At 69.8% G+C, this 12,306-nt stretch carries 1 protein-coding gene (only partly in view); it reads left to right on the top strand.

Features of this window, described 5'->3' with window-relative positions:
* A protein-coding gene (locus D5S18_RS08985) for a non-ribosomal peptide synthase/polyketide synthase (RefSeq protein WP_120039370.1) crosses the window boundary here: on the top strand, positions 1-12,306 show its final stretch. Its footprint begins 31,380 nt before the window's first position; 12,306 of the gene's 43,686 nt are visible here — the last part of the coding sequence; its start codon lies beyond the left edge, outside the window; its stop codon occupies positions 12,304-12,306.

Below are 12,306 nucleotides of genomic sequence, written 5' to 3'. Positions count from 1 at the left end.
GAGGGCGGCGCGACCTTCACCGAACTGCTCGCCGATGTGCGCGAGCGCGACCTCGAGGCCTTCGCCAACGCGGATGTGCCGTTCGAGCGTCTGGTCGAGGTGCTCAACCCGGTGCGCTCCACCGCGCGCAATCCGCTGTTCCAGGTGGGTCTTTCGTTCCAGAACCTGGCCGAGACCGTCTTCGAACTGCCGGGTCTGACCGTGAGCGCGGTCGACTTCGACGCGCAGTTGGCCAAGACCGATCTGCACGTCACCCTCTACGACCGCTACGCCGAGGACGGCACCCCCGCCGAGATCGTCACCGAATTCGGTTACGCCATCGACCTGTTCGACCAGGCCACGGTGCAGGGCTTCGCGGACCGGTTCGTGCGGGTGCTCGATGCGGTGATGGCCGACCCGACCGCACCGGTCGGCGCGATCGATCTGCTCTCCGCCGAGGAGACCGAGCAGATCGGCAGCGCCTGGAACGACACCGCGCACGCGGTCGACACCGAGGCCACACTGGTCTCGCTGCTCGACGCTTCGGTGGCCGCCGATCCGACGGCCGTGGCGCTGGTCGCCGAGACCGCCGACGGTCGAGTCGAACTCAGCTACGCCGAGTTGGACGCGCGGGCGAATCGCTTGGCGCGCTACCTGATCGGACGCGGCGTCCGCCCCGAGGACCGGGTGGGGCTGGCCATCCGCCGCTCCGCCGATCTGGTGGTCGCCATGTACGCGGCGGCGAAATCCGGTGCGGCGTATGTGCCCATCGATCCGGATCAGCCCGCCGAGCGGACCGAGTTCGTCCTCTCGACTTCGGCTCCGGTCTGCGTGCTCAGCACCGAGCGCGACGCTTTCGAGACGGCGGCCGCCGAGGTGGTCCGGATCGACACGCTCGACCTGGACGCGCTCTCGGGCGAGCCGGTGCGGCCGACGGAGCGCGCGGGCGCGCTGCGGCCGGGCAATACCGCCTATGTCATCTTCACCTCGGGTTCCACCGGTCAGCCCAAGGGCGTCGCGGTGTCGCATGCCGCGATTGTCAACCAGTTGCTGTGGGAGACGGCCGAATTCGAGTTGGGCGCGCAGGACGCGGTGCTGCTGAAGACGGCCGCGACCTTCGACCTGTCGGTGTGGGAGTTCTGGACCGCCGCGGTCTGCGGCGGCCGCCTGGTCATCGCCGCGGCCGACGGCCACCGCGATCCGGCGTACCTGAACGACCTGATGCGCGAGACCGGAGTCACCACCCTGCACGCGGTGCCGTCCATGCTGGACGCGCTGCTCACCGCGGCGGGCGGGGCGCTGCCGGACACGCTGCGTCGGGTGCTGGCCATCGGCGAGGCGCTGCCCGCGGCCACCGCCCAGCGGTTCCGCCGCGACAACGCGGCCGCGCTGTACAACCTCTACGGTCCGACCGAGACGGCGGTGTCCATCACCAGCCACCTGGTCACCGACGCCGATCAGGTGTCGGTGTCGATCGGCGCGCCGGAGTGGAACAGCCGGGTCTACGTGCTCGACGCGCGACTGCGGCCGGTGCCGGTCGGGGTTCCGGGTGAGTTGTATTTGGCGGGTGCGCAATTGGCGCGCGGCTACTACGACCGGGCCGACCTGACCGCGGACAGGTTCCTCGCCGATCCGTTCGGCGACGCCGGCGCTCGGATGTACCGGACCGGTGACCTGGTGGCTTGGCATGCCAACGGGGAGTTGGAGTATCGGGGTCGCACCGACTTCCAGGTGAAGATTCGCGGTTTCCGCATCGAGTTGGGCGAGATCGAGGCCGCGCTGCTGCGCCGCCCCGAGATCGCCGCGGCGGCGGTGCTGGCACACCACGATCCGAATGTCGGCGATCGACTGGTGGCCTACGTGGCGCCCGGGTCGGACGTCGCGGACTCGGCGCTGGACCAGCGGGCGCTGCAATCCGCGCTGGCCGCCGAACTGCCGTCCTACATGGTGCCTTCGGTGCTCATCGAACTGGCCGCCCTGCCGCTCAACGCCAATGGCAAGCTGGATCGAAAGGCCCTGCCGGAGCCCACCTTCGAGAAGGCGGTCTTCCGCGCGCCGGTCACCCCGATCGAGCAGATCGTCGCCGATACCTTCGCCGAGGTGCTGCGCGTCGGCGAAGGCGCCAAGCGCATCGGCCTGGACGACGACTTCTTCGCCTGGGGCGGCAATTCACTGCTGGCCACGCAGGTCGCGGCCCGGCTCGGCGCGGCGCTGAACACACGGGTGCCGGTGCGCCTGCTGTTCGAGGCGTCCACCGTGGCGGCGCTGGCGGTCCGGGTCGAGCAGCACACCGAGGCGGGCGCGCGGGTCGCGCTCACCGCCGGTCCGCGCCCGGCGGAGATCCCGCTGTCGCTGGCCCAGCAGCGCATGTGGTTCCTCAACCGCTTCGATACCGAGTCGGCCGCCTACAACGTGCCGGTCGCGGTGCGGCTGTCCGGCGCGATCGATGTGGCCGCGCTGCGCGCCGCCGTCGCGGATCTGGTGAGCCGCCACGAGATCCTGCGCACCATCTACCCGCAGGCCGAATCCGGCCCGGTGCAGGTCGTGCTGCCGCCGACGCAGGCGGTGCCGGGACTCGAGGTGCGCGCGGTCGCGACGTCGGAGATCGAGGCCGCCGTGGTGGCGCTCACCTCGACCATCTTCGATGTGACCACCGAGGTGCCGCTGAAGGTCGCGCTGTTCGAAATCGAGGATCCCGCACTGGAATCCGCCGAATACGTGCTGGCGCTGGTGATCCACCACATCTCCGGCGACGGCTCCTCGGTCGGCCCGCTGACCAGGGATCTGATGACCGCCTACGCGGCGCGTTCGATGGCGACCGAACCGAATTGGGCGCCGTTGGCGGTGCAGTACGCGGACTACTCCATCTGGCAGCGCGCGCTGCTGGGCAGCGAGGAGGATCCGCAGTCGCTGGCGGCCAAGCAGGTCGCCTACTGGCGCGAGGCGCTGGCGGAACTGCCCGATCAACTGGATCTGCCCTCGGATCGGCCGCGTCCCGCGGTGCAGACCTTCGCCGGTGGCAAGGTCGAGTTGCGGGTGGACGCCGAAACCCACCGGGCGCTGCTCGAACTCGCGCGCGCCGAGGGCGCGACGCTGTTCATGGTCGTGCACACCGCGCTCGCGGTGCTGCTGGCGCGCCTGTCGGGCAGCGACGATATCGCCATCGGCACCCCGATGGCGGGTCGCGGCGAGGCCGCGCTCGACGACCTGATCGGCATGTTCGTCAACACCCTGGTCTTCCGCAGCCGGATCGCGCTCGACGAGCCGTTCACCGAACTGCTCGGCAGGCAGCGCGAAACCGATATCGAGGCATTCGCCAACGCCGACGTGCCATTCGAGCGTCTGGTCGAGGTGCTCAACCCGGTGCGCTCCACCGCACGGCATCCGCTGTTCCAGGTGGGTCTTTCCTTCCAGAACCTGACGCAGTCGCGTCTGGAACTGCCGGGTCTGACGGTCGCCGGTCTGGACTTCGACACCCAGCTGTCGCAGTTCGACCTGCACCTCATCGCCACCGACCGTTACGGCGACGCCGGCGCGCCCGAGGGCATCACCGGTTTCTTCACCTACGCGACCGACCTGTTCGATCGCGCGACGGTGGAAACCTTCGTGGACCGCTTCCACCGCCTGCTGGCCGCGATCGTGGCCGCCCCGCGCGCGGTGGTGGGCGAGATCGAACTGCTCGACGCCGCCGAACACGCGGACCTGCTGGTGCGCCGCAATGCCACCGGGTACGAGGTCGACGCCGAGGCCACGCTGGCCTCGATCCTCGACGACACCGTCGCGGCCGATCCCAAGGAAGTCGCCCTCGTCACCGACGACGGTGCGACGCTGACCTACGGTGAGCTCGACGCCAAGGTCAATCGCCTTGCCCGGCACCTGATCTCGCTGGGTGTCGGCCCGGAGTCGCGGGTGGCGTTGGCGATTCGGCGTTCGGTGGATCTGATCGTGGCCATGTACGCCGTCACCAAGTCCGGCGGCGCGTACGTGCCGGTGGATCCGGATCAGCCTGCCGAACGGACCGGCTACATCCTGGAGTCGGCGGCGCCGGTCTGCGTGCTCACCAACGCCGAGGCCGAATTCGACACCGAGATCGCGCCGGTGGTGCGCATCGACGAGTTGGATCTCGCCGAGATGTCCGCCGCGCCGGTCACCGATGCGCAACGCGTCGCGCCGCTGCGCGCGGCGAATACCGCCTACGTCATCTTCACCTCGGGTTCGACCGGCCGCCCGAAGGGCGTCGCCGTGCCGCACGGCGCGATCGCGAACCAATTGCGGTGGAAGGTCACCGAATTCGGCCTCGACCCGGCCGACGCGGTGCTGCTGAAGACGGCGGCCACCTTCGACCTGTCGGTGTGGGAGTTCTGGTCGGCGGTCGCGTGCGGTGGTCGACTGGTCATCGCCGCGCCGGATGGTCATCGCGATCCGGCCTACCTCAACGAGTTGATGGCCCGCGAGTGGGTGACCACCCTGCACGTGGTGCCGTCGATGCTGGACGCGCTGCTGGCGGGCGAATTCCCGACCTCGCTGTGGCGGGTGCTGGCCATCGGCGAGGCGCTGCCGGGCGCGCTGGCGCAGAAGTTCCTGGCCGAGCATTCGCGGATCGAGCTGTTCAACCTCTACGGTCCGACCGAGGCGGCGGTGTCCATCACCAGCCACCGCGTGCGCACCGCCGACCGGAACTCGGTATCCATCGGCGCGCCGGAATGGAACAGCCAGGTCTACGTGCTCGACGCGCGACTGCGGCCGGTGCCGGTCGGGGTCACGGGTGAGTTGTACTTGGCGGGTGCGCAATTGGCGCGCGGCTACCACGATCGCCCGGATCTGTCGGCGGATCGCTTCGTGGCCAACCCGTACACCGAGGGCGCTCGGATGTACCGGACCGGTGACCTGGTGGCATGGCATGCCAACGGGGAGTTGGAGTATCGGGGTCGCACCGACTTCCAGGTGAAGATTCGCGGTTTCCGCATCGAGTTGGGCGAGATCGAGGCCGCGCTGCTGGCGCTGCCCGAGATCGCGCAGACCGCTGTGCTGGCCAAATCCGATCCGAAGACCGGTGACCGTCTGGTGGCCTACCTGGTCCCGGCCGAGGCGGGCGCGCAGATCGATATCGCGCAGGTGAAATCGGCGCTGGCGGCGGGTCTGCCCTCCTATATGGTCCCGTCCGCGTTCGTCGCGTTGGCGAGGCTGCCGTTGAACGTCAATGGCAAGCTGGACCGAAAGGCACTGCCGGAACCGGAATTCGAGACCGTCGCCTTCCGTGCGCCGTCCACCCCGATCGAGGAGATCGTCGCCTCGGTCTACGCCGAGGTGCTCGGTGTCGAGCGGGTCGGCGCGGACGACGACTTCTTCGCCCTCGGCGGCAACTCGCTGCTGGCCACGCAGGTCGCGGCACGGGTCGGCGCGGCACTCGACGCCCGCGTCCCGGTGCGCGCGCTGTTCGAGGCGTCCACCGTGGCCGGACTCGCGGTCAAGGTGGAGCAGCATGCCGGATCCGGCGGCCGCAAGGCGCTGACCGCCGGTCCGCGCCCGGAGCGGATTCCGCTGTCGCTGGCCCAGCAGCGCATGTGGTTCCTCAACCAGTTCGACACGGCGTCGGCGGTCAACAATATCCCGGTGGCCGTGCGCCTTTCGGGCGGACTGGATGTGGCGGCGCTGCGACACGCGGTGGCCGATGTCATCGGACGGCACGAGGTCCTGCGCACCGTCTACCCGGAACAGGGCGGCGCGGCGCACCAGGTGATCCTGCCGATCGAACGGGCCGTACCCGACCTGACGCCGGAAACCGTGGCGGCCGAGGACATTCGCGAGCGCATCATCGAGGTGATCGGCGCGGGCTTCGATGTCACGGCGCAGGTGCCCTTGCGCGCCAAGCTGTTCCAGGTCGCCGACGGTGAATACGTGCTGGTTCTGGTGGCCCACCACATCAGCGCCGACGGTTGGTCCATGGGGCCGCTGACCCGCGACGTGATGGTCGCTTACGCTGCCCGCACGGCGGGAGTGGAACCGGGTTGGGCGCCGCTCGCGGTGCAGTACGCGGACTTCAGCCTCTGGCAGCGCGAGGTCCTCGGCCTGGAATCGGATGCGGAGAGCCTCATCTCGCAGCAGGCCGCCTACTGGCGCACCGCGCTGGCCGGGCTGCCCGACGAACTCAACCTGCCCGCCGACCGGACCCGCCCCACGGCGCAGTCCTTCCGCGGCGGCCGGGTGGTGTTCCCGATCGAGGCCGACCTGCACACCAGGCTCACCGAGATCGCGCGCGAACAGCACGCCACGCTGTTCATGGTGGTGCACGCGGCACTCGCGCTGTTCCTGGCGCGCCTGTCGGGCACCGACGACATCGCCATCGGCACCCCCGTCGCGGGTCGCGGCGAAGCCGAACTCGACGATGTCATCGGCATGTTCGTCAACACGCTGGTGCTGCGCTCGCACGTGCGCGGCCAGGCGAGTTTCGCCGAATTGCTGGCCCAGACCAGGGAATCGGATCTGCAGGCGTTCGCGCACGCCGATCTGCCCTTCGAACGACTGGTGGAACTGCTCAACCCGGAGCGCTCCACCGCGCGCCATCCGCTGTTCCAGGTGGCACTGTCGTTCGAGAACCTGCCCGAGAGCGGATTCGAACTGCCCGGACTCAGCGTCGCCGCCGTCGATTTCGACGTCGACACCGCGAAATTCGATCTGTCGCTGACCGTTCGGGAATCCGGTGCGGGCGGCGCGGGCATGTTCGCCGAATTCTCCTTCGCCCGCGACCTGTTCGACGACGCCACCGTCAAGGTGTTCGCCGAGCGGTTCGTCAGGCTGCTGGAAGGTATCGCCGCGCGGCCCGAAATCCCGATCGGCGACCTGCCGCTGCTGGACGAGGACGAGTACAGCCTGCTCACCCACGTCTGCGGTGTCGATGTGGACACCCACGACCTGCTGCCGGATCTGCTCGCGCGCGGTGTGCGCTTCGATCCGGACCACACGGCGGTGCGCTACCGCGGCCGCTCGATCAGCTACCGGGAACTCGACGAGTACTCCTCGCGACTGGCGCGGGTGCTCATCGACCGCGGCGTCGGGCCGGAGAAGATCGTGGCCCTGTCCTTCCCGCGCTCCTACGAGATGGTGGCCGCCTTCTGGGCGGTGGCCAAGGCGGGCGGCGCGCACGTGCCGGTCGACCCCTCCTACCCGCAGGATCGGATGCGGCACATGCTCACCGACTCCGGCGCGGTTCTCGGCCTCACCGCGACCGAGCACCTGGAGCAGTTGACCGACGATATCGAGTGGCTGAGCCTGGACGATCCGGCCATGGACACGCTGCTGGCCGAACAGTCCGGCGATCCGGTCACCGACGCCGACCGCCTCGCGCCGCTGCGCTCGTGGCATCCGGTGTACGTCATCTACACCTCGGGCTCGACCGGTCTGCCCAAGGGCGTCACCGTGACCCACTCGGGTCTCGGCGGCCTGGTCGGTGTCGCCACCGACCTGTACCAGCTCGAGCGGCACCACCGGTTCCTGCACATCTGCTCGCCCAGCTTCGACCCCTCGGTGCTGGAATGGGTGTGCGCGGGCTACACCGGCGCGACGCTGGTGGTGGTGCCTGCGGGCATCATCGGCGGACCCGATCTGGCCGAACTGCTGCGCACCGAGCAGGTGACGCACACGATCATCACCCCGGCGGTGCTCGGCACGGTCGACCCGGAGGGCGTCGCCCTCGAGGTGACCTCCGTCGGCGGCGATGTCACCACGCCGGAACTGCTGGCCAAGTGGGCGCCCGGCCGCAGCTACTTCAACGCCTACGGTCCCACCGAGACGACCATCATCAGCTCCTACGCCTCGCTCACCCCCGGCGACCACATCACCATCGGCCGTCCGGTGCGCGGAGTCTCGGCGCTGATCCTCGACGGTCGACTCAACCCGGTGCCGCCGGGTGTCGCGGGCGAGCTGTACCTGGCGGGCGACGCGCTGGCGCGCGGCTACCACAACCGACCCGACCTGACCTCGGATCGCTTCGTGGCCAACCCGTTCGGACCGGCGGGCGAGCGCATGTACCGCACCGGTGACGTGGTGCGCTGGTTCGCCGAACCCGGCGAGCGGGCGGGCAACGCGGCACTGCCGGAGATCACCTGGGAACTCGACTATGTGGGCCGCTCGGACTTCCAGGTGAAGATCCGCGGCTTCCGTATCGAACTCGGTGAGATCGATACGGTGCTGGCCGCGCACGAGGACGTCGATTTCGCCATCACCATCGGTCGCAAGACCGATGCGGGCGCGACCATCCTCGTCTCCTATGTGCTCGGCGCCTCCGGCGCCACCCTGGATCCGGCGGCGCTCACCGACTACGCCTCGCGCAGCCTGGCCCCGCACATGGTGCCCGCGGCGATCGTGGTGCTCGACGAGATCCCGCTGACCCCGGTCGGCAAACTCGATCGCAGGGCACTGCCCGAACCGGAACTGGCGCCGCGCGAATTCCGTGCCCCCGCGAGCGAAATCGAGGCGATCATCGCCGAGGTGTTCGCCGAGGTGCTCGGGGTGGGCCGGATCGGTCTGGACGACTCGTTCTTCGCCATGGGCGGCGACTCGATCCTGTCCATCCAGTTGGTGTCGCGGGCCAAAGCGCGCGGCGTGGTCTTCAGTCCGCGCGATGTGTTCGAACGACGCAGCGTGGCCGCGCTCGCCGAGATCGCCACCCTCGGTGGCGCGGTCGAGCAGGTGCGACTGGAGGAACTGCCCGGCGGCGGTGTCGGCGCCATCCCGCTGACCCCGATCATGGCGCAGATCCTCGGCAGCGGCTCCGCCTACCAGCGGTTCTCGCAGTCGATGGCGCTGCGGCTGCCCGACGGTATCGACCGCGAGACCCTGGTCGGCACCGTGCGCGCGATCTACGACCACCACGAGGTGCTGCGCGCCCGCCTGCGCCCCAACACCGACGAAACCGTCAGGGACGCCTGGACATTCGAGGCGCTGCCCGCCGACGCGGTGGATGTCGAGGCACTGGTGCACCGGGTGGAGGTGCCCGCGGGCGCCGACGAGCCCGAACTGCGTCGACTGGCCAGCGCCGAATTCGACGCGGCCATGGGCCGACTCGATCCGGCCGCGGCCGTCATGGCCCAGTTCCTGTGGTTCGCCTTCGCCGACGAGCGGCGCGATGTGCTGCTCGTCGTGGCGCACCACTTCGTGGTCGACGGCGTCTCCTGGCGCATTATCATTCCGGACCTGGCCATCGCCTGGTCGCAGTTGGTCGCCGGTCAGCCGGTGGCGCTGCCCGACAACGGCACCTCCATGCGGCGCTGGGCGCACGCCCTGCTCGCGGAGGCCGCGGCCGAAACCCGGATCGCGGAAGTGCCGTTCTGGCAGAAGATCACCCAGACGGCGGACCCGCAGTTGGGTTCGCGCGCCTTCGATCCGACCGTGGACACCTTCGCCACCGTCGAACGGGTCGAGGTCACCCTGCCCGCCGCAGTCACCGACGCGGTGCTGACCTCGATTCCGGGTCGGTACCGGGGCGGTGTCAACGACGGCCTGCTCTCGGCGCTGGCCATGGCGGTCGCGCGCTGGCGCGACGGCGATTCGGTGCTGATCAAGATGGAGGGCCACGGCCGCGAAGAGGAGATCGTCGCGGGTGCGGACCTCTCGCGCACCGTCGGCTGGTTCACCACCGCCTACCCGGTCCTGCTCGACCTCGCCGGTATGGATGTGCACGCGGCATTCGACGGCGGCGCGGCCCTCGGCGCGATCGTGAAATCGGTCAAGGAGCAGTTGCTCGCGGTGCCCGACAAGGGCATCGGCTACGGCATGCTGCGCTACCTGAACCCGAGCACCGCCCAGCGGCTGCGCACGGTCGGCCAGATCAGCTTCAACTATCTGGGCCGGGTCTCGACCGGGGAGGTTCCGGAGCAACTGGCCGAGATCGGCTGGGCGCCCGTCGCGGATCTGGGTCGCCTCGACGGCGATATGGATCTCGACATGCCCGCCAACGCCACCGTCGATATCAACGCCATCGTCACCGACGGGCCGGACGGACCGCAGTTGGGCGCGTCCTTCGCCTACCCGCGCGGCCTGCTCGACGAGACGCGGGTGCAGGAACTGGCCGACCTGTGGGTCGCGGCGCTCACCGCGCTGTCCACCCACGTCACGGATCCGGCCGCGGGCGGTCTGACACCGTCGGATCTGCCGCTGGTGCGGATCGGCCAACCCGATATCGATCTGTGGGAGAGCCAATACCCGGCCATCTCCGAGGTGTGGCCGCTCTCGCCGCTCCAGTCGGGTCTGCACTTCCACGCGATGCTCACCCAGACGACCGTGGATGTCTACACCATGCAGGCGCTGATCGACCTCAGCGGTGATCTCGACCTCGAGCGGCTGCGCACCGCCGCCCAGGGCATCGCCGACCGGTACCCGAACCTGCGCACCGCCTTCGTCACCGATGCCGAGGGTCAGGCCGTGCAGGTGGTGCTCGACCACCTGGAGGTGCCGTGGCGCGAGATCGACCTGCGCCACCTGCCGCACGACGAGCGGGTGCCCGAACTGCGACGACTCGTCGACGCCGACCGGGCCACCCACTTCGACATGGCCGCGCCGCCGCTGCTGCGCTTCGCCGTGGTGCGCACCGAAGACGCCAAGTGGCACCTGGTCATCACCACCCACCACATCCTGCTCGACGGGTGGTCGATGCCGCTGCTCATGCGCGATCTGCTGGTGCTGTACGCGGTGCGGGGCGACGCTTCGGCGCTGCCGCGTGTCACCCCCTACCGCGGCTTCCTGACCTGGCTCGCGGGCCGGGACCGGGACGCCTCGCTGCGGGCCTGGGCAGCCGCGCTCGACGGTGCGCACGAGCCGACCCAGCTCGCGCCGCAACCGCGTGCGGCGGAGAACTACGAACACGACAAGCAGGTCATCGTTTTCGACGAGGACCGGACTCGGCGACTCACCAAGTACGCCGCCGAACTCAGCGTCACGGTGAACACGCTGGTCCAGGCGGCCTGGGGCATCCTGATCGGTCGGTTGACCGGACGCGGCGATGTGGTGTTCGGCGCGACCGTCTCCGGGCGGCCCGCCGAACTGCCGGGTGTCGAGTCTATGGTCGGTCTGTTCATCAACACGCTGCCCGTGCGAGTGCGCATCGATGAGCGGGCGAGCATCGGCGAGGCGCTGCGGGCGCTGCAAGGTCAGCAGGCCGACCTGCTCGACCACCACTATGTCGGGTTGACCGATATCCAGCGGGTGGCTGGCGCGGCCGCGCTGTTCGACACGCTGCTGGTCTTCGAGTCCTACCCGATCGACCGGGACGCGCTCACCGCCGCCAGCTCGATCGACGGCATGTCGGTGACCGGCGTCGGCGTCAACGACGCCACGCACTACCCGATGACGCTGCTGGTCATGGCCGAGGCGAAACTCGAATTCACCTTCAAGTACCTGACCAGCCGGTTCACCGCCGACGAGGTGACCACCCTGTCCGGTCGGTTCCTGCGGGTGCTGGAGGCGCTGCTCGGCGATCCGGACGCACCGGTCGCCGATATCGATATCCTCGACAGCGGTGAGCGGGCGCGGCTACTCGCCGAATCCGGTGCCGCCGCGGCGATTTCGACCCCCGAGCCGAACGGCTGGGTGGGCGCGCGCACGGTGGCCAAGGTGCTGGCCGAGGTGGTCGAGGCCGATCCGCAGGCCCCCGCCCTGCTCGACGGCGATCGCGAGATCGCCTACCACGAGCTGGATCGACGCTCCTCGCAGTTGGCGCGGGCGCTCATCGCGCGCGGCGCGGGTCCGGGCGATACCGTCGCGGTCGCGCTCGGGCATTCGGTGGATTCGGTGGTCGCGGTGTGGGCGGTGCAGAAGGCGGGCGCGGCCTGCCTGTTCGCCGCCGATCTGACCGAGGCCGAGATCGTCTCCGCCGGAGTCGGATTCGGTATCGCCGCGGCAGCCGGTGGCGACGCGGTGCGGTGGCTGGTGCCCTCGGATGCGGCGGTGCGCGACGAATTGGCCGCGGCCCCGGCACATCCGGTGTCCTACGCGGACCGGGTGCGCCCGCTCGGCGAGGATCATCCGGCATTCGTGCTGCTCGCCGCAGGCGCACCGGAGGTGTTGACCCAGACCGAGGCGCTGGACCTGGCGGTGCGGGTGCGCGACGGACATCGCGTCGACTACGAGTCCACCACCTACACCCGCGCGGTTTCCGGGCGGACGGCGCTGCTGGAATTCCTGGCGGCGGCCACCGCCGGTGCGCTGTCGGTGCTCCCGGCGGGCGCCGCGGGCGATGATCTGGCCGACGGTGAGGTCACGCACTGGTTCGTCGCACCGGGCGAGTCGAGCGATGCGGCCGAGGACGGAGTGCGGATCGTGCTGGAGCAGTAG

The sequence above is a fragment of the Nocardia panacis genome (assembly GCF_003598715.1).
GTDB classification, from domain to species: domain Bacteria; phylum Actinomycetota; class Actinomycetes; order Mycobacteriales; family Mycobacteriaceae; genus Nocardia; species Nocardia panacis.
This window is presented reverse-complemented; position numbering and strand designations above follow the sequence as displayed.